At 48.3% G+C, this 23,892-nt stretch carries 17 protein-coding genes; 12 read left to right on the plus strand and 5 right to left on the minus strand.

What is annotated here, in order from left to right; genetic code table 11:
• Positions 1-150 precede the first annotated feature (150 nt).
• The 10 genes from NOM90_RS14400 (at position 151) to NOM90_RS14445 (ending at position 15,834) form a co-directional block, all read left to right on the plus strand.
• Positions 151-2,442 carry an ATP-dependent DNA helicase gene (locus tag NOM90_RS14400; RefSeq protein WP_255942841.1) on the plus strand — a complete coding sequence of 764 codons (2,292 nt, stop codon included), beginning with the start codon at positions 151-153 and terminating at the stop codon, positions 2,440-2,442.
• Between the two features lie 383 nt (positions 2,443-2,825).
• On the plus strand, positions 2,826-3,371 hold the full coding sequence (locus tag NOM90_RS14405; RefSeq protein ID WP_255942844.1) for a MarR family winged helix-turn-helix transcriptional regulator: 546 nt from the start codon (positions 2,826-2,828) through the stop codon (positions 3,369-3,371).
• Complete coding sequence (locus NOM90_RS14410) at positions 3,368-5,119, plus strand: ABC transporter ATP-binding protein (protein WP_255942845.1); 1,752 nt, start codon at positions 3,368-3,370, stop codon at positions 5,117-5,119. The genes NOM90_RS14405 and NOM90_RS14410 overlap by 4 nt, the downstream gene beginning before the upstream one ends.
• Positions 5,112-6,983, plus strand: a complete 1,872-nt coding sequence (locus NOM90_RS14415; protein WP_255942846.1) for an ABC transporter ATP-binding protein — start codon at positions 5,112-5,114, stop codon at positions 6,981-6,983. Before NOM90_RS14410 ends, NOM90_RS14415 begins: the two co-directional genes overlap by 8 nt.
• Positions 6,984-7,159: 176 nt before the next feature.
• On the plus strand, positions 7,160-9,214 hold the full coding sequence (locus NOM90_RS14420; protein WP_255942847.1) for a putative bifunctional diguanylate cyclase/phosphodiesterase: 2,055 nt from the start codon (positions 7,160-7,162) through the stop codon (positions 9,212-9,214).
• Positions 9,215-9,322: 108 nt separating this feature from the next.
• A complete protein-coding gene (locus tag NOM90_RS14425; RefSeq protein ID WP_255942849.1) occupies positions 9,323-10,234 on the plus strand; it encodes a diacylglycerol/lipid kinase family protein in 912 nt (303 codons plus the stop codon).
• Positions 10,235-10,433: 199 nt separating this feature from the next.
• The gene (locus NOM90_RS14430; RefSeq protein ID WP_255942850.1) at positions 10,434-12,677 is read left to right on the plus strand and encodes an MMPL family transporter; all 2,244 of its coding nucleotides are present in this window, start codon (positions 10,434-10,436) and stop codon (positions 12,675-12,677) included.
• A gap of 114 nt (positions 12,678-12,791) precedes the next feature.
• The gene (locus NOM90_RS14435) at positions 12,792-13,742 is read left to right on the plus strand and encodes a nucleoside hydrolase (RefSeq protein ID WP_255942853.1); all 951 of its coding nucleotides are present in this window, start codon (positions 12,792-12,794) and stop codon (positions 13,740-13,742) included.
• A 212-nt stretch (positions 13,743-13,954) separates the two neighbouring features.
• Positions 13,955-14,440, plus strand: a complete 486-nt coding sequence (locus tag NOM90_RS14440; protein WP_255942855.1) for a Dps family protein — start codon at positions 13,955-13,957, stop codon at positions 14,438-14,440.
• A 191-nt stretch (positions 14,441-14,631) separates the two neighbouring features.
• Positions 14,632-15,834: a nitric oxide synthase oxygenase gene (locus NOM90_RS14445; protein ID WP_255942856.1), complete on the plus strand. Its 1,203-nt coding sequence runs from the start codon at positions 14,632-14,634 to the stop codon at positions 15,832-15,834.
• A gap of 80 nt (positions 15,835-15,914) precedes the next feature.
• On the opposite strand, the gene NOM90_RS14450 is transcribed toward NOM90_RS14445, so the two are convergent.
• Positions 15,915-16,637: a 3-ketoacyl-ACP reductase gene (locus tag NOM90_RS14450; RefSeq protein WP_255943053.1), complete on the minus strand. Its 723-nt coding sequence runs from the start codon at positions 16,635-16,637 to the stop codon at positions 15,915-15,917.
• A gap of 272 nt (positions 16,638-16,909) precedes the next feature.
• On the opposite strand from NOM90_RS14450, the gene NOM90_RS14455 reads away from it, so the two are divergent.
• Positions 16,910-17,395 (plus strand): hypothetical protein, encoded by a 486-nt coding sequence (locus NOM90_RS14455; protein WP_255942858.1) that lies wholly within the window; start codon positions 16,910-16,912, stop codon positions 17,393-17,395.
• A gap of 82 nt (positions 17,396-17,477) precedes the next feature.
• Here the strand turns inward: NOM90_RS14455 and NOM90_RS14460 are convergent, their stop codons facing one another.
• Genes NOM90_RS14460 through uxuA form a run of 4 tightly spaced genes read right to left on the minus strand, consistent with a single transcriptional unit; the run spans position 17,478 to position 23,056 of the window.
• Positions 17,478-18,287: a Nif3-like dinuclear metal center hexameric protein gene (locus tag NOM90_RS14460; protein WP_255942859.1), complete on the minus strand. Its 810-nt coding sequence runs from the start codon at positions 18,285-18,287 to the stop codon at positions 17,478-17,480.
• Positions 18,280-20,349: an alpha-glucuronidase gene (locus tag NOM90_RS14465; protein ID WP_255942861.1), complete on the minus strand. Its 2,070-nt coding sequence runs from the start codon at positions 20,347-20,349 to the stop codon at positions 18,280-18,282. Before NOM90_RS14465 ends, NOM90_RS14460 begins: the two co-directional genes overlap by 8 nt.
• A gap of 2 nt (positions 20,350-20,351) precedes the next feature.
• Complete coding sequence (locus NOM90_RS14470; RefSeq protein WP_255942863.1) at positions 20,352-21,956, minus strand: mannitol dehydrogenase family protein; 1,605 nt, start codon at positions 21,954-21,956, stop codon at positions 20,352-20,354.
• A gap of 14 nt (positions 21,957-21,970) precedes the next feature.
• The gene (gene uxuA / locus NOM90_RS14475; RefSeq protein WP_255942865.1) at positions 21,971-23,056 is read right to left on the minus strand and encodes a mannonate dehydratase; all 1,086 of its coding nucleotides are present in this window, start codon (positions 23,054-23,056) and stop codon (positions 21,971-21,973) included.
• Positions 23,057-23,225: 169 nt separating this feature from the next.
• Here uxuA and NOM90_RS14480 point away from each other — a divergent pair, with 169 nt between their 5' ends.
• The gene (locus NOM90_RS14480; RefSeq protein ID WP_255942866.1) at positions 23,226-23,888 is read left to right on the plus strand and encodes a GntR family transcriptional regulator; all 663 of its coding nucleotides are present in this window, start codon (positions 23,226-23,228) and stop codon (positions 23,886-23,888) included.
• Positions 23,889-23,892 lie beyond the last annotated feature (4 nt).

The following is a 23,892-nucleotide window of genomic DNA, read 5'->3' on the forward strand; positions in this document are numbered from 1 at the left end:
GCCGATTCGGCATAGCACAGCAGAACCGATTCAGCGACTTTCGCTTCTATAAGCGAAGGTCGCTTTTTGTTTGATGCGTTTGCAAAGCGGCAAAGCGGATATAATAGAATAGAGAGGTTGATCGGAATTTAGAAAAAGGAGCGTGTCGATATGGGTTATACGGTCAAAACGTCGGTACGTCCGTTGGTCGAGTATGTGTTTCGTAGCGGCAGTCTGGAATCCGGGATGCGCTTCGGCAATGCTTTGCAAGAAGGAACGCGAATCCACCGCGAAGTTCAAGAACTGTACGGCGAAAACGATCGCAAAGAAGTCTTTTTAAAAACCGAGCTGAATTGCGCAGACGGGGAATTAACGATTTTGGTCGAAGGGCGCTCGGACGGGGTGCTGCTTGGCGAAGACGGATTATATACGATTGACGAAATCAAATCGACATCGGAGACTCCCGAGCAGATCGAAGAAGGACGCGATGTCCATTGGGCGCAAGCGAAATTTTATGCGTATATGCTGGCGCTTGAACTTCAATTGACTCAAGTCGGGGTGCGACTGACTTATGTGCATAAGCCCGGCGGAGAACGTAGCATACGCGAAGTCAGTCAAAGTATGGAGCAATTAACACACTTCGTACAAGACGTGGCGGAGCGGTATGCTCCGTTCGCGTTGCTGCTCAAAAAGCGGGAAGAAAAGCGCAATGCCGCCGCTGCGGCGCTATCGTTTCCTTTCGGTCATTACCGCGAAGGGCAGCGGCTATTCGCAGGCGCCGTCTTCAAAACGATGCGCGAAGAAAAAAATCTGCTTGCCCGCGCACCGACCGGAACCGGCAAAACGATCTCGACACTATTCCCTGCGGTCAAAGCGATCGGAGAAGGTCTTGTCGGACGGATCTATTATCTGACAGCTAAAACGACGACGCGCGCAGGTGCGGAAGAAGCACTGAATTTGCTGGAACGAAGCGGTGCGTATTTGAGTTCGGTGACGATCACCGCGAAAGACAAAGTTTGTTTTAAAGAAGAAGAAGATTGCATGGGCGGGCAATGCCGCTTCGCTGTCGGTTATTATGATCGGATCAACGATGCGCTGCATGACCTTTTCGAACATGAGACTCGTATCACCCGCGAAGTGTTGGAGCAATACGCCAGAAAGCATACGGTATGCCCGTTCGAATTTTCACTGGATGCTGCGTATGCCGCTGATGTGGTCGTGTGCGATTACAATTATGTATTTGATCCGCGGATTGCTTTTAAACGATTGTCGGATGAACAGCGGGGCAAGTCGGCGTTATTGGTCGATGAAGCCCACAATTTAGTTGAACGCGGGCGCGAGATGTTTTCGGCAGATTTATTGAAGTCCGCATTTCTGGAGATCAAGCGTGCTTATAAAGGCGTTCACGACGGGGTTCGCGGAGCGGCGGAGCGAGTCAACGCATATCTGATCGTATTGCGTAAGCAAGCGGGCGAAGAAGGAAGATTTGTCGGCAACGAACCGCCCGAAGTGATGTTTAAGTTGCTGGAACCTTTTGTCGAGCAAGCGGAGCATGCACTGGTTACGGTACACGGGAACGAAGCGGAAGAAGCCTTATTGGAAGTCTACTTCGCGGCGCAAACGTTTCTTCGAATCGGGCGGTTATATGGCGACCAATATGTCACGTATGTGGAAACAGACGGTAGCGAAGTGCGGATGAAAATGTTTTGTCTCGATCCGTCGGAGCTGCTGCTGCAAGCTTCGAAAAATTATCGTTCGGCGGTTTACTTTTCGGCTACATTGTCTCCTTTAGGTTTTTACCGTGAAATGCTGGGAGCGTCCGAAGAAGATTATACGTTGTCGATTCCGTCTCCGTTTAGCCCTGAACAATTGGAAGTGACGGTGTTGCCTTATTCGACTCGGTTCCGCGACCGGGAAAAAACGAAAGAAAATCTGGCGGGGGCTTTGGCAGCGACTGTCAATGAACGAGTCGGCAACTATCTGTTCTTTTTCCCGTCGTATGCGTATATGCAGGAGATTCGCCAAGCGTTCGAGACGCATATCGATCGGGAAACAGTAGAAATCATCGGACAAGATTCGGGGATGTCGGAGCAAGAACGCACCGTCTTTTTGGATGCTTTTGCAGCGGGGCGTAGTAAAAGCTTGGTTGGATTTGCGGTCATGGGCGGTGTTTTCTCGGAAGGGATTGACCTAGCGGGCGAACGTTTGACGGGAGTCGCAGTGATCGGGGTTGGCTTGCCGCAGATCGGGTTAGAGCGGGATATTATCAAAGATTATTACAACGAACGCGGGCGCAGCGGATTTAATTACGCGTATGTGTACCCGGGGATGAACAAAGTGCAGCAAGCCGGAGGGCGTCTAATTCGGACAGAAGACGACCGAGGGGTATTGATTTTGGCAGACGACCGGTTTTTGCAGGAGCCGTATCGCTCGCTGCTGCCGGATGAGTGGGGGGTTAGGTGAGAGCGGGTTTCTTGGAAATCGTGACTTGATGCTTAGGAGGCGCTGCGAGAGAAATTCGTTTCGGTCGCTTGTTGAAATTGAGAAAATTTTATTGGAATTTTTATTGGGATTTTCTCAATTTCAAAGGCGAACGCTAACGCTCCTACACTGAATTTCTCTCTCCGCTTCTGCTACGCGTGGATCGATATGTAAAAGCTAAAACCGCTCTCTTCGAGAGTGGTTTTTTGTTATTCAAAAAATAAAATAGAGTTAAAGTTGACAATCTTTTTGAGCAGGAATAAGATAAAGCAGGAAATAGATTGTATACCTAACTATTAGTTAACCTAAACATTAGTATACCTACGTACTTGGACTCGATTTGATAAGGAAAGAAGGGAAGAACGATGGAGCGGGGGATAAGCCCGGATGCGCGGGAGTTGTTGATGGCGCTACGAAGATTGAGGAATGGCAGGAAAAGGAAACATTCAGGACCGATGGCGGGGCGTAAGCAGAGTGAAGGGATGCTGCTGATGGTGCTGCGGGATCACGTGGAAGATGGGAAACCGGGCATCATGGTATCGGAAATTGGGCGGATCTTGGATGTGAAGTCGCCTACCGTCACGCAATTGATCAAGGGATTAGAGTCTGACGGATTGGTTGATCGCAGTATCGATCCAGACGACAGGCGCGCCGTGCGGATTTCGTTGACCGAAGAAGGGATTCGTGTCACGGATTCGTTTATCGAAGAAATGGAATCGATGATCGGCGGGCTTTCGGAGTATTTGGGTGAGTCCGATACGCAAACTTTGATTCATTTGCTGCATCGCATCCATGATTATTTTCAAGCTCGTGAAGCTAGCGAAGATTCAAAAGCAGCCGAAGACCCTGATCCACTATCTGACCCGGTAAGGGATGCACAAGCATCTGATAAAGGAGAGAGACCGTTATGATGAAATTGTTTCGTATGTTGAAGCCTTACTGGATCGGCGTCGTGTTCGTTTTGTTTGCTGTATTCATTCAAGCGTTAACCGAACTGTTTTTGCCGACTTTAATGGCGGACATCGTTGACGAAGGGATTGCGAAAAGCAATATTCCTTATATTTGGCAGACTGGCGGTCTGATGCTCGGCGTAGCGCTGTTCGGTATGGTGTTTTCGATTACCGGCAGTTATTTGTCGGCAAAAGTCTCCATGGGTTTTGGACGCGATCTGCGTAGCCGGGTGTTTTCGCACGCACAACGCTTTACGCTCAAAGAATTCGATAATTTTGGTACAGCTTCGCTGATTACGCGTACCACTAACGATATTACGCAAGTCCAGCAAGTGCTTATGATGATGCTTCGGATGATGGCGATGGCGCCTATGATGATGATCGGCGGGATTATTATGGCAGTCTCCAAAGATGCCAAATTATCGCTTGTTCTCGTTGTGGTCATTCCGGTCTTGGCATTGCTGATCTTGGTACTGGGTCGCAGCGCGTTGCCCCTGTTCAAAGCGATGCAAAAAAAGATCGACAAGCTTAATCTTGTGTTGCGTGAAAATCTGACGGGGATTCGAGTGATTCGAGCTTTCGGACGTGAAAACAGCGAACGTCAGCGGTTCGATCATGCTAGCCGAGATTTGATGGATACCGCAATCAAAGTCAACAAGATTATGGCGGCGATGATGCCGGCGATGATGTTGATTTTGAACTTCTCGACAATCGCGATCATTTGGTACGGCAGTATTCGAATCGATGCGGGTGAAATGCAACTTGGTAATCTGATTGCTTTTATCCAATACGCGATGCAAATTCTGTTCTCGTTAATTATGGTGTCGATCATCTTCGTTATGGTGCCAAGAGCTTCGGTATCGGCAGGACGGATCAATGAAGTATTGGATGCGGTACCGGATATTACAGACTCCGCTTCGCCGACGTCGGTATCTCAGCAAGGGCATCTGGAATTCCGCGATGTCTCCTTCACTTACCAAGGAGCGGAAGCCCCGGCGCTTGAAGAGATTTCTTTCGAAGCCAGACCGGGCGAAGTCACGGCGCTTATTGGAGGCACAGGTTCGGGTAAGTCCACGCTTGTGAATCTGATTCCCCGCTTCTACGATGTTACTTCGGGCAGCATTCTCGTAGACGGCGCCGATATTCGCGATCTTTCGCAAGAAAGCCTGCGGCAAAAGATCGGGTATGTTCCGCAAAAAGCGTTACTTTTCACGGGCAGCGTCGCTGAAAATATTCGGCACGGCAAAGAAGACGCGACAGACGAAGAGATGCAGCAAGCGGCTGAGATCGCGCAAGCAGCAGAGTTTATCAATAGTCTGGAAAAAGGATATGACGCTCCCGTTTCGCAAGGGGGTTCGAACTTATCGGGCGGTCAAAAGCAGCGTTTATCGATCGCGCGTGCTTTGGTTCGTAGACCCGAAATCTATATTTTCGACGATAGCTTCTCGGCATTGGACTTCAAAACGGACGCGAAGTTACGTGCTGCATTGAAGACCGAAATTCAAGACGCGACCATCTTGATGGTGGCGCAGCGGGTCAGCACCGTTATGGATGCCGATCGGATTATCGTACTCGATCAAGGCAAGATTGCAGGAATCGGAACCCATTACGATTTGATGAATTCCAGCGAAGTCTACCGTGAGATCGTGTCGTCGCAGCTTTCTGAAGAAGAGTTGAGCGCGCAGGTAGGGGGAAACCGAAATGAGTGAACAAAAAAATAATGCGGCGCCGCCTCGTAAAGGCCCTGGTCCGGGTATGGGCATGGGACCCGGCGGCATGGGCATGCCGGTAGCAAAGCCCAAAAATTTTAAAGGTACATTCAAGCGGTTGGTCGGGTATCTCGCTCCTTACAAATTCCATCTGCTGATTGTATTGATTACGGCAATCTTAAGTACGCTGTTCAATATTTTGGGTCCAAAAATTATGTCCAAAGCGGTTACTCGATTGACCGAAGGGGTGTTCGCCAAGCTGCAAGGTGTTCCGGGTGCAGCGGTCGATTTCGAATACATTTGGCAAATCATTATGATTTTAGCCGGTCTGTATGTGGCAAGTGCATTATTCGGCTATATTCAGCAATTCGTGATGGCAGGCGTTGCGCAGCGTACTTCGTACGGGCTTCGTAAAGAAGTCAAAGAAAAGCTGGATCGATTGCCGCTGAAATATTACGATAACCACCCCTATGGCGACGTATTGAGCCGGGTGACGAATGATATGGACAATATCAGTAATACGCTGCAACAAAGTTTGACGCAGATCATTACGTCGCTGGTGACGATTATCGGCGTTATTATCATGATGCTGACGATTAGCCCAATCATGACGTTGATCGTTGTCCTGACGATTCCGCTGAGTCTGGTCGTAGTGATCATGATTGCCAAGCGTTCGCAAAAATATTTTGCGGGTCAACAACGCGCATTGGGTGACCTGAACGGTCATGTCGAAGAAATGTACAATGGTCATCGCGTGATCAAAGCTTATGGGCGTGAAGAAAATTCGCAGAAAAAGTTCGAGCAGCACAATAAAGAGCTGTATGAATCGGGATGGAAAGCCCAATATATTTCCGGGCTGATCATGCCATTGATGTCGTTTATCGGGAATATCGGCTATGTATTGATCTGTGTGGTCGGCGGTATTTTTGCAACAAACGGACGAATCAGTATCGGCGATATTTTGGCGTTTATCCAATATTCGCGTCAATTTACCCAACCGATTACGCAGACAGCCAATATCGCTAACGTGATCCAATCCGCGATTGCTTCGGCAGAGCGTGTATTCGAGATCTTGGATGAAGAAGAACAGGTGCCGGATCGCAAGCTTGAACGTCATATGTCCGGTAAAGGCGCCGTTACGTTCAAACAAGTAGACTTTGGCTATTCGCAAGAAAAATTGTTGATCGAAAATATGAATATCGATGTCGCGCCGGGTCAGACGGTTGCGATTGTCGGGCCTACCGGCGCCGGCAAAACGACGCTGATCAATCTATTAATGCGCTTCTATGAAATTAACGGTGGAGCGATTGAAATCGACGGTGTCGACACGCGCGATCTGGATCGCGATCGACTGCGTAGTCTGTTCGGAATGGTATTGCAAGACACCTGGTTATTCGGCGGTACGATTCGCGAAAATATCGCATACGGACGCGAAGGCGCAACCGAAGAAGAAATTGTTCGTGCAGCCGAAGCGGCGCGTGCCGACCACTTTATTCGGACATTGCCTGACGGTTACGATACGGTGCTGAACGAAGATGCGTCGAATATCTCGCAAGGGCAAAAGCAATTGCTGACGATTGCGCGTGCGGTACTTGCCGATCCGCGAATCTTGATTCTCGATGAAGCAACCAGTAGCGTCGATACGCGTACCGAAATCTTTATTCAACAAGCGATGGGCGAGTTGATGCAAAATCGGACGAGCTTCGTGATCGCGCACCGGCTTTCTACAATCAAAGGCGCTGACCTGATTCTTGTTATGAATCAAGGTAAGGTCATTGAACAAGGTACACACGACGAGTTATTGAACGCCAGCGGCTTTTATGCTGATCTGTATAACAGTCAATTTTCCGAAGAGGCTGGCTAAAGAAAAACCCAAAAAAGAACCGACAAAAACACGTCGGTTCTTTTTTTTGATTTGAAATAAACGTTTTTTTATTTTTCCTATCACGAACTAATGGATTTCCTCGATTTGTTCGATATAATTAAAGAAAGATTACTTGCCTTAGGCAAACTACCATAACGTAAAGTAGGTACCGATTTATGATCTCTGTCCTTGTTACAGGTTCAATGGAGAGTTGGAATGGCATGTTTGTCGTTCTGTCCTTGTCGGTTGCTCTGCTCGCCGCTTATTTAAGCTTCGGATTGTCTACGACTTTTGGCAGCCCGGTCAAAAATAGACGGATCAAGCAGTTAACCCCGGCGATAGCTGCTCTAGTTCTCGGAACGGGAACATGGTTGGTTCATGTTATGAGTATGCTTTCTTATCATCGACGTATTCCGCTCGACTATTCGCCATCTTATGTGATCGCAGCAATCGCAGTCGTTAGTTTATCCGCATACATAATGTTCTGGTTATTCACGAAGCAAAAGCCGGTCACGAGTCGAATCGCAGGTGCAGTATTCGGTATAGGCGTTACGCTGATGACGGTGTTTGGGTTACTCGCTCTGCGTCCGCAGCGTATGCTACAGATTGATCCGGTTGTCGGTTTTTTCTCTGTGCTCATTTTGTTTATTGCTTGTTATTTTGCTTTGTACGTCTTCGGGAATTTTTATAGCTTGACCGGATTTGATCTATCTAAGCCAGTCGCTTCTTTGATTTTAGGTGCGGGAGTTTTTGCGATGCAGTATACCGTATTGGGGGCGTTGCATATCGATGGCTTACAATCTGTATCGACGTTGCTTGGATATACCGGGCTGTCTTCGGCTTATTTTATAGCAGGTGCGTCGGCACTCGTCTCGATCATTCTGGCAATTACTTGGATTTTTATGGTCTTTGAGCGTCGGAAATTGAAGCAGATCGCTTTCCGTGACCCATTGACCGGATTGCCCAATCGTCATGCCTTGGTCGAAGAATATGATCGGAGATTGGCGGAGGAACGGATCGGCTCGATGGTTCTCATCAATCTGGATCGTTTTAAAGTCATCAACGATACGTTGGGGCGCGATCTGGGCGATCAGCTGTTGACTCATGCTTCGGAGCGAATTCGCAAAGGCATTCAAGAACGCGAATCGCTATTCCGTATGGATGGGGACGAATTTTTGTGGATCAGTACGGAAAAAGAATCGGAGCTGCTGTTGGAGCGGGTTAACCGAATGTTGGTAGAAATCAGTCGTCCGTATATGATCGAAGGCAATGAACTGTACGTAACCGCAAGTGCAGGAATCAGTCTGTTCCCGGTGCATGGTCGAGATCGTCAGGCGCTACTCAAAGCAGCGGATGCGGCACTGGATCAAGCTAAGACTTCGGGTAAAGACAAAACGTTATTTTTCAATGCGGGAATCGGCGGTCAACTGACTCGGAAAATGGAACTCGAAAAAGACCTTCGGTTAGCGCTGGAGCATGGACAATTTTTTATTGTGTATCAACCGAAATGGGATGCGAATCTTGGCAAAGAAGCCGGATTTGAAGCATTACTGCGATGGCGTCATCCGGAAAAAGGCGTCGTTTCGCCGGGAGAATTTATTCCGATTGCCGAAGAAACGGGTCTTATCGTACCGATGACGCGTTGGATGTTAGGCGAAGTCTGTCGGTTAAACAAGCGTTGGCATGACGAAAATAAATTCCGGGTCTGCATTTCAGTCAATATGTCGTATCGCGTTTTCGAAAGTATGACGCTGTTCGATATGGTAGATGACGCGCTGCGTTCCAGTGGGCTGCCCGGAGAGATGCTTGAACTTGAGATTACGGAATCGATTGCGATGAACAATATGGCGATTACCTTGTCGCAACTTCAGCGCGTACGCGATCTCGGCGTCAAAGTATCGATGGATGATTTCGGAACCGGACATTCTTCACTCGGAAGATTAGATGAAATTCCGGTAGATACGATCAAAATTGACCAATCTTTTGTCAAAAGTAGCAATTTGATTTCCAAACAAGCTTTGATTGTCGGTATTATCGGAATCGCTCGATTACTTGATCTGGAAGTCGTCGCAGAAGGCGTCGAGACCGAAGAACAAGCCGAATTTTTACTGTCGCGCGGCTGTACGTTGATGCAAGGTTATTATTATGGAAGACCTATGCCGCCGGAAGAAGTCGAAGCGTGCGCATGGCGAATGAGTACCCTTTCCAAAGTAGGATTATCGCCAAAATAATTTAGTTCAGGCTTTACCTGCATCCTATCGTTGCTTCTGCTCTTGGGTAATAAGGAGAGTAAGAACCGGCGTGCCGGTTCGTAACGAATCGGACAGGGGATGAGCGGAATGCGTTGGGAAAAAGCCATGTTGATCTATAATCGCAAAGCCGGCAAAGAAAAAGTCGATCAGCTCAGCGATGCGGTCGCGGCGATTGCGAGCGAAGTCGGTGAATTGACATTGGTGCAGACGACCGAACCGGGCGAAGGGGAAAAAATATGCCGAGAGCGAAGTAGCGATTACGATCTGCTGTTGATCCTCGGTGGTGACGGAACGGTGCATGAATGTATCAACGGCGCTGCAAAAAGTTCTTCTCCTCCTGAAATTGCGATACTGCCCGGAGGAACATGCAACGATTTTGCTCGAACGCTTCGATTACCGCTTCAAGTAGGCAAAGCGGCTGAACAAGTTCTTACCGGGCCTGTATACGATACCGATATCGGTGAAGTGAATGGCCGGGTTTTTACAAACTTTATCGGCATCGGTCTTATTACGGATACGTCGGAAAATATCGATTCGGATGAAAAAGAGCGTATGGGCAAATTAAGTTATTTTCTGAGTACGCTGCGAACGTTGCGACAAGCCGAACCTTTCGCTTTTCGTCTAAAGCATGATGAAGGTACTGTAGATAGCGAAGCGGTTATGATTCTGATCGCTAACGGTCGTTCGCTCGGTACGGCTAAGCTTCCTTTTGCAGGTGAAGGAATTCATGACGGGATGCTGGATGTACTGATTGTGAGACAAGCCGGGTTATCGCTCGCTTGGCAAGTGATCAACGGCGGGGATCTGACCGATTACCGCGAAAGCGGCGGCGTGATCGAGTATATTCAAACGACTTCGCTTCGAGTAGAGACCGACGAGCCCAAAGGCATTGATAGCGACGGCGAAATCTATTTACAGACTCCTGCGGATATCTCCGTATTGCCTTCGCATCTGCGATTTTTTTACGGTGATGATGCCCAGTTGGCGGAATCCGAATAGAACAAGTTTTCAAAACCTCAAATATTTTTATTAAAAAGCGGCAGCGAATCTTTTTTGTTTGCTGCTTTTTTATATTGACCAAAAATGACTCATGAGTCATAATACGATTAATGACCAATGAGTCATTTGGAGCGGATCAAGATTTGGGGAATTTTTAACACGGGGAAAATTGGAATGTAGAAAGCGGGGCATATCGAAAATGTCGAAGCAAGATCATAAGCCAGACAAGCGGTCGGGGATTGCCGGTGTATTAGCAGGGCCTGTCGGACGTTGGGTCGTGTTGGGAATCTGGATCGTAGCTGCCATTGTACTGAATCTTATTTTTCCAAGCGTGAATGAAAAAGAAAACAATGCAGCTGCCGATTTGAGCAACGATTATCCTTCTGTCCAAGCCGCAGAAGTCGCCGAACGTGAATTTGCTGGAGATGGTGGGCAAGTCGCTTTAGGCGTATGGAGTCGAAGCGGCGGTTTAAGTGATGCCGATCTGGATCAACTCGCTGCTTTGACGAAATCATTGGAAGAACAACCTGTAGTCAACCAAGCAAGTGTACTTCCTTTTCATCAGCTTCCGGCACCGGTGCGGCAGTCTTTACTATCCGAAGACGGAAGTACGATTACGTTACCGATTACGTTCGAAGAATCTGCGGATACCGAAGGTCTCAAAGAAGGGATTCAAGAGTTAAAAGATCGGGCGATCTCGGTCACAGGTGATGATCCTTTTGAAGCGAAGATCGGGACAAGCGATTTATCTGCACGAATTACAGGTCCGGTAGGGATTGCGATTGACGGCGGCGCATTGTTCCAAAATGCAGACGTATCCTTGCTGATCGCGACGGTACTGTTGGTATTGGTCATCTTGCTGTTGATCTATCGTTCGCCTATTCTGGCGTTGATTCCAATCGTAGCAGTGGGATTCGCGTATCTGGTGATCAGCCCAATCTTAGGCGTGATGGCGGATCAAGGATGGATCGTCGCGGATGCGCAAGGGATTTCGATTATGACGGTTCTGCTATTCGGAGCCGGAACCGATTATTGTCTATTTTTGATTACGCGTTTCCGGCAATGTCTGACCGAGACTTCCAGCAAACGTGAAGCGTTAAAACAAGCGATCTCGGGTTCGTCCGGTGCAATCGCCATGAGTGGCTTGACGGTTGTGTTATCGTTGTTCACGTTGCTACTTGCGCAATACGGCGCTTATCATCGGTTTGCCGTGCCTTTTGGCGTCGCGATTCTAGTCATGGGAATTGCGAGTCTGACGCTTGTACCGGCAATGCTTGCGATTATTGGACGCGCTTCTTTCTTCCCGTTTGTGCCACGCACACCCGAGATGGAGGTACAGCGCGCGAAGCGTCGTGGCAAGCCTGTTAAGCCAGCGAAACCCAAAAAAGAAAGCCGGATCGGCAGAATCGTGACCGAACGCCCATGGAAAGTCGTCATTGCTTCGCTGATCGTGTTGGGAGGTCTGGCAGCAGCGTCATCGCAGATTCGGTTCACCTATGATCTGTTGTCCGCGTTCCCTTCCGATATGCCTTCGGTCGAAGGATTCGATACGATTGCGGAACGATTTTCTCCGGGTGAGCTTGCTCCGGTGCAAGTGATTGTAGACACCGAAGGCAAAAGTAATGATCTGGCTGCGAAATTGTCGGATCTGCCTTTCGTCGATGAAGTTGCTGAACCGGAAAAAGGAGCGCGAAATGCAGACATTCTCCTTTACAGTGTGAAGCTAAATACGAATCCGTATTCCATCGAAGCGATGGACGATATTGCGATTATGCGGGAAACAACGGAGCAGGCGCTCCAACGTGAAGGGATCACTGAACCCGAGCTTAAAGTTTGGATCGGAGGTCAGACAGCGACCCAAGCGGATACGCGAGCCGCAACCGAACACGATACCGATTTGGTTATTCCGGTCGTGATCGGATTGATTTCTCTGTTACTTCTATTGTATCTGCGTTCGATTGTAGCGACGGTCTATCTAATTGCAACGGTCGTCTTATCTTACTTCTCTGCATTGGGATTAGGCTGGCTCATCTTGCACTATGGATTCGGTCAAGATGCGATCCAAGGCGCAATTCCGCTGTACGCGTTCGTATTTTTGGTTGCATTAGGCGAAGACTACAATATCTTTATGGTCTCAAGCATCTGGAAAAAAAGCCGTCATATGCCGCTCAAGCGTGCGATTCGAGAAGGGGTAGGCGAGACGAGTACGGTCATCACTTCGGCAGGCATCATTCTGGCAGGGACTTTTGCGGTACTCGCAACTTTGCCGATTCAAGTATTGGTGCAATTCGGGGTTGTCGCGGCATTGGGCGTGCTGCTGGATACCTTTATCGTACGTCCGTTTTTGGTACCCGCGATCACAATGTTGTTAGGGCGCGCAGCTTTCTGGCCCGGTAAAGCTCCGCAGCGTACGCAAGAAGGTGCGGTTAACGAAAAGGCGTAAGTGTAATGTGCAAAGGATGTATTGAATTTATAGGTTTGCCTTTACGGAGTTCCTTGCAAGCTTCATAATAAATAAAGTATGAAGTGAAAAGACGAACGTTGAGGAGTGGAAGATTTGAAAACACCTGTATATTTCAATCATGATGGCGGCGTAGATGATTTAGTTTCTTTATTTTTGCTTCTGCAAATGGAAGAAGTCGAACTGACTGGCGTATCGGTCATTCCTGCGGACGGATATTTGGAGCCTGCAACCGATGCAAGCCGTAAAATTATCGATCGTTTCGGTCAAGGTCAAGTCGTAGAAGTGGCGAAATCCAACTCACGCGGCAAAAACCCGTTCCCTGCGGAATGGCGGATGCACTCGTTTTTGGTCGATGCAATCCCGATGCTTAACGAGTCTGGCACGATGGAAGCGCCATTGTCGGAATTGCCAGCACACCGTCATCTGATCGAGACGGTGAAACGCACGGAAGGGCAAACGACGCTGTTGTTCACGGGTCCGCTGACCGATCTTGCTCGTGCATTGGACGAAGCGCCAGAGATCGAAGCGAAGATTTCGCGTCTGTTCTGGATGGGCGGTACATTCCAAGCGGGTAACGTGCAGGAGCCGGAGCATGATGGCACAGCGGAATGGAATGTGTTCTGGGACCCAGAAGCCGCAGATCGCGTATTCCGTACCGGTATCGAGATTGATCTGGTCGCTTTGGAAAGTACCAACAAAGTCCCGTTGACGTTGGCTGTTCGTAACCGTTGGGCATCCGAGCGTCGCTTTGAAGGCATCGATTTCTTGGGACAATGCTACGCATTCTGCCCGCCGCTGGTCTATATGGAAACGAACTCGACGTATTACCTGTGGGACGTGCTCACGACAGCTTCGCTGGGCAAACCGGAATTGGTTGAGCGTCGCACCGTAAACGCAATCGTCATTCCTGATGGACCGAGCCAAGGTCGCACCGTCGAGACAGCTGACGGTCGTCCGGTACAACTCGTATACGACGTAAATGCCGAAGGATTTTTCGACTACATTACGGAACTGGCAAGAACATCCGCGCCAAAACGCTACTAGAAGTGATTTTGGCTTACCTCTTGCTGCGCAAGCGGACTAGCCAAAACGCTACTAGAAGTGATTTCATATCATGTTCAAAAATTGCTCGTTTTCTACTTCGGTAGAAAGCGAGCTTTTTTTCTTAAAAGGCTCGCTTTTTTCAATCCACGGTGATATACTTTAAACAGGAATTAGAATAAGTCTAAATTTAAAATAAAAGGAGCTACCCTCATATGAAAACTGTACAAACTAACGTGAATGTAGATTTGAATGTCGACACGGCTGCTGAGTTGTATCAAGCGTTGAATAAACAAGTCGCGAATTTTTCGGTTTTATATACGAAGCTGCATAACTTCCATTGGTATGTGAAAGGCTCGAACTTTTTCACTTTGCATGCTAAATTCGAAGAATTTTACAATGCGGCTACAGAGCGTATGGACGAAGTCGCAGAGCGTCTGCTTGCAATTGGCGGATCGCCAGTCGCGACGATTCGCGAACAGCTGGAGCTGAGCAGTGTGTCCGAAGCGACAGGTACGGAGACCGCTGAAGAAATGGTGGAAGCACTGGTACACGATTTCCGCGCTCAAGCTTCTGAGTTGCAAGAAGTCATTGAACTTGCAGGTTCGCTCGAAGACAAAGCGACAGAAGATATGTTGATCGGCATGCAAGCCGCTATACAAAAAGACGCATGGATGTTGGAAGCATACCTGGGTCGTTAAGATGTACAGACGTTAAATCCGGCGAAGTCAAAGATTCTGCAATCAGGCAGAATCTTTGGCTTCGCCTTTTTGCTGAGCTTCAATAAATTTTGACACCAAATCTTCCTGAAATGTATGCTTGGTTTCTTCAATTCTGCTTTATGATACAAAGAGATGAATTTTCGATTATAGATCAAATGAGGTGTGTAACGATGAGCGCACAAGCGACTTTGTTTGAAGAAGCCCAACTTTTTATCGAGCAATGTTACAACGAGCTTGGATTGAAAGCAGATATAATCCAGCAGCGGATCGAAGAAATTAAGCAAGAAATCGAAGATAGCGGTACGTATCATCACACCTACGAAGAACTTCAGCACGGAGCACGTATGGCTTGGCGCAACAGTAACCGCTGCATTGGACGGTTGCCGTGGGACAGTCTGCATGTGATCGATCGGCGGCAAGCTTCTTCCGAACAAGAAGTAGCCGATGCGCTAATCGAACATATTGAGTATGCAACCAATAAAGGACGTATACGTCCTACGATTACAATCTTTAGACCGCAACACGGAGAATCAAAAGGCGTACAGATCTGGAATGAGCAATTGATTCGATATGCGGGATATATCCAAGAAGACGGCACGACAATAGGTGATCCGGTATCTCAAGAATTCACCATGATTTGCGAAAAATTTGGCTGGAAAGGTGCAAAAACGCCTTTTGACGTATTGCCGTTAGTCATTCAAATCGACAGTAAATCGCCCAAATATTTCGAATTGCCGCAAGAAAAAGTGCTGGAAGTCCATATCGTTCATCCTGATCTGCCGGGATTCGATGAACTCGGGCTTAAATGGTACGCCGTTCCTGCTGTATCGAATATGCGATTGGAGATTGGCGGAATTCAGTATCACGGAGCACCTTTTAACGGGTGGTATATGGGTACGGAGATTGGAGCGCGTAATCTTGCCGATGAAGGACGTTATAATCTGCTGCCGACGATCGCCGATCTGATGGGCATCGATCGAAGCCGCCGCAGTACATTGTGGCAAGATCGAGCCTTAGTCGAATTAAATGTAGCGGTGCTGGAATCGTACCGCGCCGCCGGAGTGAGTATGATCGATCATCATACAGCCGCTTCGCAATTTGAGACTTTTGAAAAAAGAGAGCGCGAAGCAGGACGAGACGTGACCGGGAATTGGGCGTGGTTGATTCCGCCGATGTCGCCTGCGACGACGCATATTTTCCACAAGCGTTACGATAATACAACCGTGAAGCCTAATTTCTTTTATCGAAAAAAACCGTATGGCAATCCGCAAATGGCTGCGACTGAAACGCCGACCGTTCAGCAAGGGTGCCCGATGACGTCATCGGTAGCGCGGTGTCCGATAACCGGGCACGGCGGTGGTGACAATCATTAGAATATGAAATGCAGAAATAAGCAAAAGCCGAGAAACGTCTGGATGTAGACGTCACTCGGCTTTTTTTGAGTAGCTAAAGATTATTGCGGGTTGGTTGTCCAAAGAGCCGCAGTCTTCACGAACATGCGTGCAGGAAGCTTCAATGTCGCGACGGCAAGGTCGGCTACGTCTTCCGGTTGCATCATGCGATCATCGTCGCCGATCGGCAAGTTGTTGGACGTCGCAAGTTCCGTGTTAACGGTACTTGGATTTAAGGTCACTACGCGAATATTCGATTTGCGAACTTCTTGCATGACCGCTTCGCTCATCGCGATCAGACCTGCTTTGGATGCGCAATATGCCGAACCCGTCGCAAAGCCGCGCTCTCCGGCAGTCGAAGCGACATTCAAGATATTCCCGCTGTTTTGCTCAATCATGAATGGCAGAGCCGCGCGCGTCGTATAGTAAGCGCCCATCAGGTTGATGCGAATAATGCGTTCCCACTCTTCCGGGTCCATATCAATCATCTTACCGAACGAGCCGATACCGGCATTGTTGATTAGAATATCGATCGCACCGAGTTGTTCCTGCAAATTTTGAACGGCTGCTTCGATATCTGCGCGAACGGATACGTCTGCCGCATGTACAAACACATTTACTTTATATTTATCGCTTAATTCGCTGCGCAGTGATTCCAGATCGGAAGCAGTACGGGCAATCAGACCGAGATGTACGCCTTCGGCAGCCAAAGCTTCAGCGATCGAACGTCCGATGCCTTTGCCAGCTCCCGTAATAATTGCGGTTTGATTTTTCAAGTCTGTCATAGTCACTATAATTATCCTCCTCGAATTAAAAAAATCCCTCGTTTCAGTGTAACGGACTTGCTCGCATTTTCCAAGTTTGGCGCCGATTCATGCGGAAAAACCTATGTTTTTAGTGATGATCTCGGTAAGTTGTTTCAAAAAGTTAGAAAGCGGGTAAAAACATTATTTGTTTCCATTTTCGTTCGTATCGCGTTATACTATTCTCCGGCTTCCCTTTATAAAAAGCGGCAACAAGCCGATATGAATGGTAAAAAAGGAACGGGAGAACTTGTATGAACAGAACCCTTATCGAAGATACCGTAACCGACGTCCTCGCCCGTTCGAACAGCAAAATCGAAGTGGTATTGGAAAATCTTTTTCCCGGAAAACGATTGATCGGTGGTAAATACAATCTGGACGATAATCGAATCACCTTGTACTTAGGTGTGCTTGAACAACAATGCGAGCTTTTATTCGATTCGCTTGAACCGTTTCAAGAATATGTACGTGTAGTTCTAGCGCATGAGCTAGGGCACGCCCATGACCCGGAACTTGAGTATTTATCGAACCGCCTTTCGAGTATTCGTGGTAAAGTGTCACGTACTCGCATTTCTTTGCGTTTGGAGCAAAACGCTTGGCAGTACGCCGATGACTTGCTACGCGGGGAAAACCCGATTGTATTCGATACGATCCGAGGACAATCGCTTAGCGGCTATTATGAAGTGTTACCTGAATATGCGCGTTATCTGGCAGCCGCTTCTACAGCGACTACGGCTTAGACCGACTGACTTTTTTGTGCATAACCGATAAACGTCCGACGTCTCCTTATAGAAGGAGAAACGCCGGACGTTTTTTTTAATGCTATCTCACTTGGAAGATCGGAGCTTCTTGGATGTGATGGATAGGAAGAGTCGGGAATCGATGTCGCAATTGCGCCGCTAGAAATTCCATTCCCGGTGTTTCGCTTTCGGCATGTCCAAGTACGATCAGCGCACCGTGTTGATGGAGTTGTAGACGTTCTCGTACATACTCCGGCGTTTCCCATTCTGGGCCTTCGCCGCAAATGATGAGCTGAGCTTCGCCGCTTTCCAGAATCGGAATAGAGATAGAGCCACCTCCGCGATACCCGACAGATACGGCAACTTTGGAAAAAGACTTCTCCAGATCGCCCATGACTCGGACATAAGGAATATTCAGCTCTTTTTTAAGTGTCGCAACGATCTGTTCCAGTGTCTGAGTCGGAAGATGAACAATCGCGGTTTCGGGTCGATGTTCGTGTACATACGCATTCCAGTTAAGCTTTTGGATTAATCCTTCGGTGATCGCGTCGGGGCGATAACGATGAATCAGATCATGACAACGAAATACAGCTACATCTAGCGCTTGGATCCGTTGCCTTTTTATCCGTTCAACTGGAAGTTCCGGCGATTCCGGCGAGCGTTCATGATGCGAGAAAAATAATCCTTCGTGACCGATCACCAGATTTGCGCCAATCTGCGCCGCTTGCTCGATGACATGGGTCGTCGGCATAAACGTCGTGACAATTCCGGTGACGACCGAATCCGTATTGCCAATCAGGAGCCGATCGACACTCGGCTCAGGCAATGAAGCTTCTACCTTTTCGTATAGCACATCGATCACGTTCTGAATGGTCAGTTCGAGGTCATCCATAAATCGTTCGCCCATGCTCGTCGGCAATTCCGGATTTCCGGTAAAAGTAAGTACTCACGACATCGCGCCACTGCTTCGCATTGTCCAATTGACCTTCTAACCGCCGCAAAATATGTTCGAATCTACTGGGATCGACTTCGGACGCCAAAGACTTCCACTGTTCAATCCAACGTTCAATGCGAGCGACTCCTTCGAATCGGCTATCGTAAATATGCTGAATTAACGTTTTGCCGGACTTAAGTATATGCGTGTACGGTACATGATGGAAAAAGAGCAATACTTCGTCGGGACAATTTTCTAAAGAGTCGTATACATCGCGATTTTCAGCTGCGTATTGCCCGGTGTAGCCGGTTCCGGTCGCGATCGTTCGGTCAATGCCAACTCCGTCCCGATCCGCGAAATGATACGTGCCCCATTTGGAGTATTCATAGCCGTCTATATCTACCGCGTAGTGGTAATGCGGCTGTACCATCCAGCCGACGCTGAGCGGAGCCGCATAGCTTTCGTAGACCGACCATGATTCCATCAGTAGCTTTTCGACGAACAACGCCGCTGGATTCAACAAGCCGAAGGTGAGGGCGCTCCATTGCGCTGCGATACTTTCGGCTGATAATTCGGGATTCCAAGCTAGCCGTCCGAATCCGTATAGATTGGCTTGCGCCAAATGATGCCCGGTCCAGTTGTCGTCGTCACCGATATTGGAGACAGCGGCAACGCCGCTTTGGGCAAACGGATGAATCTGCCCGGCAGCGATTTTTTTAACGGTTGTCCCTTCGCCTGTAAGATGGGTATCGAAATCCAAATACGTTTTCCACTGCGGAACCAGGAAACAGACATCTCGTTGTTGACCGGTATATTCTTGAGCGATCTGAAACTCCATCACCTGATTGGTAAGGGGCATTGCACCGAATAAAGGCGAGATCGGTTCGCGGACTTGAAAATCCATCGGCCCATTTTTGATTTGCAAAATGACATTGTCGCGGAACTTGCCGTCCAGCGGCTTGAAATGATCGTAAGCGGCGCGCGCCCGATCTGTCGAACGGTCTCGCCAATCTTGATGGCAGTCATAGACGAAGCAGCGCCAAAACACCAGCCCGCCGAACGGAGCCAAAGCATCGGCGAGTAGATTGGCGCCGTCGGCATGGTCGCGTCCGTAAGTGAAAGGACCCGGTCTATTTTCGGAATCGGCTTTGACGACAAAACCGCCGAAATCAGGAATAGCGGCATAAATTTCTTGAGCTTTGTCTCGCCACCATTGCTGTACATCCGCATCTAGCGGATCAGCGGTGTCTAGTTCACGGAGTTCGATCGGAGCCGCGTAATTGATGCTCAGAAATAGTTTGATGCCATAACTTGAAAACAAATCGCTAAGACGCTTGACGTCTGGTAGCAGATCGGCGGTAATCAGCTTGGTTTCAGCAGCGTGCACATTGACGTTATTGATCGAGATCGCATTGATTCCGACCGAAGCAAGTAGACGTGCATAATCGGCAATACGCTGTGACTCCAGCAGAATCCGGTTGTCCCGGTAAAAGATCGAATTGCCGGAATAACCGCGCTCGACACTGCCGTCCATATTGTCCCACTGATCGATCATACGGATCGGATGATGCGGAGCTTCGATCTCATGCAGCTTATCCGGTCGGCTTTGCTGAGTCCCAAGCAGACGCAGGAAAGCAAATACGCCGTGCAATAATCCAACGTCCGATCCGCCGCGGATCAGCGCATAAGGAATCGAATTTTCAAGATCAATCTGTAGCGCATAGGCTTCTTCCGCAAGCTCGATTTCTTGCAAATCCGAGGGAGCTTTTTGAGAGACTTGAGCATCACCGAAGATCAGCAAAGGCGTACCGGATTTTACGGTCAGTCTAGGCGATATTCCGCTCAGCGTCTGAATTCCGCCAATCAGTTCTCGAAGCGCCGAAGCTCCGGCACCTTCATGGCGGAGGATCATATGCGCTTCAATCTGTTCAAATAGCGGACGCCAAGATTCAATTCGAGCTTCGTCGCTCCATCGCTCGGAAGGCAGCCAAGCGGCATAACCTGTAGAAGATTGTGTCATCGTCATACACTCCTTTCGGCGTTCAATTCTCGTTCCAACGTGCGGCGCACGGCTCCGACTCCTTCAGACATCTCTTTATACATGCGCTCAATCTTTTCGATCAGACCGGCTGCTTGCAGATCCACACCGAATAATGAGGTATCGCTCAAAATGCCGCGAATCGCTTCCGGTTGTTCAAGCCGCTGACGCAGTTCATCCAGCCGCGGATCGGGGCTTATTTCAAAAGGTTGCCCGTCGTCGCCAATACCTTGCAGATAACGACACCAAGCGGCAATCACTAGCGGAATTGAGACCAAGTCTGCCGCGTTCAGATTCGGATGCTCCATATAAGCACGTAGAGTATGTCCAAAACGAATTCCGATTTTTTGCGATGTATCGGCGGCGATTCGTTGCGGCGTATCCGGGATATACGGATTTGGAAAACGTTCTTGCAACACTTCGCCCAGAAAAGTTGCGGGAGACAAAATACCCGGATCTACGACAACAGGCAGCCCTTCATGGCGTCCGATATTTTCGGCAAGTTGACGTAGCAGAGGATCCCGCATTTCATCCGAAATTTTCTTGTATCCGAGCAGACAACCCGTAATCGCAAGAGCGGTATGTATCGGATTTAGACAAGTCGTGACTTTCATCGTTTCGGTTCGAATGACCGTCTCCCGATTGCTCATATAGAAGCCTGCCGCTTCGAAATCAGGTCGTCCTGCCGGAAAATGGTCTTCGATCACGACATATTCGACTTGCTCCGCATTTACAAAAGGTGCCGAGTACGTATGGCGAGACGAAGTCGAGGTATTCATCCCTTCAATGCCTAGACGTTCCAATTCGGCTTGAACAATCTCGGAAGGACGCGGCGTAATTTTATCGACCATCGTAAGAGGGAAAGATACCAGATTTGAATCTTCCAAATAATGCAAAAATCCACTTTCGGCATATCCGCGCTCGATCCATTGTTTGGCTACCGTCGTCAGCGATGCACGCAATACGTCTCCGTTGCGCGAGCAATTGTCGAGACTGACGAAAGCAAGCGGAAGGGAGCCTTTACGATAGCGATATAGTGCAAGCGCCGCGACAACCGCGATCACATGCGTAGCTTGAGCAGGATCGGCTTCAAAATCGCGTCGCGCTTGTTCGTTATACTCGCCGTCAGCATTCGTGAGCGAATAGCCTTTTTCCGTAATCGTGAACGAGACCAATTGCAGACTTTCATTTTCAAAAGCGGCGGTAAGCTGGGCATAATCTTCAGGGAGCGTAGGATCGGCATATAGAGCATGAGTTACGCTAGCGAGAAGCTTTTTGTGAAATGTACCGTCTGCACTCATTTCGACAGCTAGCGTTAAAAGGTCGTGAGGACGGTAGATTTGGTTGAGGGTCTCCGAACCTGGCGTTGCGGCAATAATGATTCCGGTGTCGGCTGCGCCTTGATTCAGCAAATTTTGCGCGGCTTTGGCAATCAGGCTACGAAAAATGTTCCCGGCGCCAAAATGAATCCAACGCGGACGATTTCTTGTGTTTTCCGTGATTTGTTTTCGATCATATTGAGGAAGTTCCACGCCTGCGGCTTCCCACGCTCGAACATGTTGTAGACCTCGTTCATTCAGTTCCAACATCAGATAGACCTCCTTCAATTGGATCGAAGACTTTTGCGAGCATTTTCTAATCCGTCCCAGACTCCAAGCAAATACATGACGCCGAAAGCGCGATCGTACAAGCCATATCCGGGGCGACAATGACTTTCTTCTCCCCACAGATGTCGACCGTGATCGGGACGCACATAGCCTTCGTAGCCGTTCTCATGCAATACTTTGACCAACTCCGGCAAGTTCACGTTGCCATCGCCCAGTTTGTGCGACACTTCGACGAAATCTCCGTTATCGAAAATTTTGATATTACGCAGATGGGCAAAATAAATCCGGTCTTTGAATTCGTTCAAAATAGCGGGCAGATCGTTTTCCGGAAGCGTTCCGAGCGAACCTGAGCAAAAGGTCAGTCCGTTATGCGGGTGATTCACTGCATTGAGCAGACGACGAATCGTTTCTTGGCTACGCACAATGCGAGGTAATCCGAAGATCGGCCACGCAGGATCATCAGGATGAATCGCCATTTTGATTCCGCATTCTTCGCATACCGGCATGATTTTTTGAAGAAAATAGACGAGATTATCGAATAGCTTTTCTTCGCCGACATCGGCATAAGCGGCGAACAATTCATCTAACCGAGAGAGTCGCTCGGGTTCCCAGCCCGGAATCGTAAACGATCCACCGCCGTCGATAATCATCTTCGCCATTTGATGCGGGTCTTTACCGATCGAAGCTTTCTCATAAAATAAAGCGTTCGACCCGTCCGGCAGCGGATAAAAAAGATCAGTTCGCGTCCAGTCAAAAATCGGCATAAAGTTATAACAGATGACTTTGACGCCAACAGCGGAAAGTTTGCGGATCGTATCGATATAGATGTCGATATAGCGGTCGCGAGAAGGTAGACCAATCTTAATATCATCGTGTACGTTAACGCTTTCAACAACGTCTACCGAAAAGCCTTTGGATTGAATATGCTGAGCTTCTGCGGCAATTTCGTGTTCTTCCCATACTTCGCCTGCTGTTTTGTGGTGCAACGACCAGACAATCCCGCTAATACCCGGAATTTGCCGAATCTGATCCAGCGTAATTTCGTCGTTGCCTTCTCCGTACCATCGCCAAGTCATTTTCATAAACAGAACCTCCACTATTAAGATTCATTCTGATTTCGAAACTTGTATACAAGATTGGGTTTATCATAGATTTTTTTGAGCTCACTGTCAATTTAAAGTCTTTTAAACCTATTATTTTCCTAAAGTATCGTTGTATACTACAAAGTAGATACGTAGAGAAGGTGAAGAGATGAACGGAAAAGCGGATATTTTGCATCGACTACGAAACGAGATTTTGAATTTGGAATTAAAACCCGGTACGATCTTAAGCGAAACGGTACTATCCGAAAGGTTTCAACTTTCGAGAACGCCGCTGCGAGACATCTTAAAGCAACTGGCTCACGAAGGATATATCCATGTGTATCCGAAGCGAGGGAATGTAGTGTCGTATATCGATCTGGAGTCGGTCGAGCAGATCATCTATTTGCGGAGCACGCTGGAAAAAGAATTGATCAAAAATTTGGCATCGCAACAGTCTCCGTTATCGATTCAAGGCGTGATGAAATTAAACGAAATATTAAGTCGGCAAGAAGCTTGTATTCAACAAGAAGATGCACATGCTGCGTTTTTGCAATTGGATGATCAGTTTCATAAAGGGTTATTTGAATGGGCAGGACGAGGCTTTTTGTGGGAGTTGATTCAGCAGTCTAATGCACATTACGAAAGGTATCGTCGATTGCATATGCTGCAAAAAGAAAAGCTAAAAGTCATTCTTGCCGAGCATCGATCTATTTTGAGTTGTATTACAGAACGCCGGATTGAGCCGATCGACGAATTGGTGATCCATCATCTGCGTGAAGATATCCATACGCCGTATTTGCGGGAAAATTTCGCGGAATATTTAAAAACATAAATCT

The sequence above is a fragment of the Saccharibacillus sp. JS10 genome (assembly GCF_024436065.1).
GTDB lineage: Bacteria > Bacillota > Bacilli > Paenibacillales > Paenibacillaceae > Saccharibacillus.

Excerpts from the sequence above, each read along its gene's own strand:
- NOM90_RS14450 (WP_255943053.1), bottom strand. The coding sequence starts at position 16,637 with ATGACAGACTTGAAAAATCAAACCGCAATTATTACGGGAGCTGGCAAA.
- NOM90_RS14420 (WP_255942847.1), top strand. The coding sequence starts at position 7,160 with ATGATCTCTGTCCTTGTTACAGGTTCAATGGAGAGTTGGAATGGCATG.
- NOM90_RS14445 (WP_255942856.1), top strand. The coding sequence starts at position 14,632 with ATGAGCGCACAAGCGACTTTGTTTGAAGAAGCCCAACTTTTTATCGAG.
- NOM90_RS14455 (WP_255942858.1), top strand. The coding sequence starts at position 16,910 with ATGAACAGAACCCTTATCGAAGATACCGTAACCGACGTCCTCGCCCGT.
- NOM90_RS14480 (WP_255942866.1), top strand. The coding sequence starts at position 23,226 with ATGAACGGAAAAGCGGATATTTTGCATCGACTACGAAACGAGATTTTG.
- NOM90_RS14410 (WP_255942845.1), top strand. The coding sequence starts at position 3,368 with ATGATGAAATTGTTTCGTATGTTGAAGCCTTACTGGATCGGCGTCGTG.
- NOM90_RS14425 (WP_255942849.1), top strand. The coding sequence starts at position 9,323 with ATGCGTTGGGAAAAAGCCATGTTGATCTATAATCGCAAAGCCGGCAAA.
- NOM90_RS14405 (WP_255942844.1), top strand. The coding sequence starts at position 2,826 with ATGGAGCGGGGGATAAGCCCGGATGCGCGGGAGTTGTTGATGGCGCTA.
- NOM90_RS14400 (WP_255942841.1), top strand. The coding sequence starts at position 151 with ATGGGTTATACGGTCAAAACGTCGGTACGTCCGTTGGTCGAGTATGTG.
- NOM90_RS14415 (WP_255942846.1), top strand. The coding sequence starts at position 5,112 with ATGAGTGAACAAAAAAATAATGCGGCGCCGCCTCGTAAAGGCCCTGGT.
- uxuA (WP_255942865.1), bottom strand. The coding sequence starts at position 23,056 with ATGAAAATGACTTGGCGATGGTACGGAGAAGGCAACGACGAAATTACG.
- NOM90_RS14465 (WP_255942861.1), bottom strand. The coding sequence starts at position 20,349 with ATGACACAATCTTCTACAGGTTATGCCGCTTGGCTGCCTTCCGAGCGA.
- NOM90_RS14440 (WP_255942855.1), top strand. The coding sequence starts at position 13,955 with ATGAAAACTGTACAAACTAACGTGAATGTAGATTTGAATGTCGACACG.
- NOM90_RS14430 (WP_255942850.1), top strand. The coding sequence starts at position 10,434 with ATGTCGAAGCAAGATCATAAGCCAGACAAGCGGTCGGGGATTGCCGGT.
- NOM90_RS14460 (WP_255942859.1), bottom strand. The coding sequence starts at position 18,287 with ATGGATGACCTCGAACTGACCATTCAGAACGTGATCGATGTGCTATAC.
- NOM90_RS14470 (WP_255942863.1), bottom strand. The coding sequence starts at position 21,956 with ATGTTGGAACTGAATGAACGAGGTCTACAACATGTTCGAGCGTGGGAA.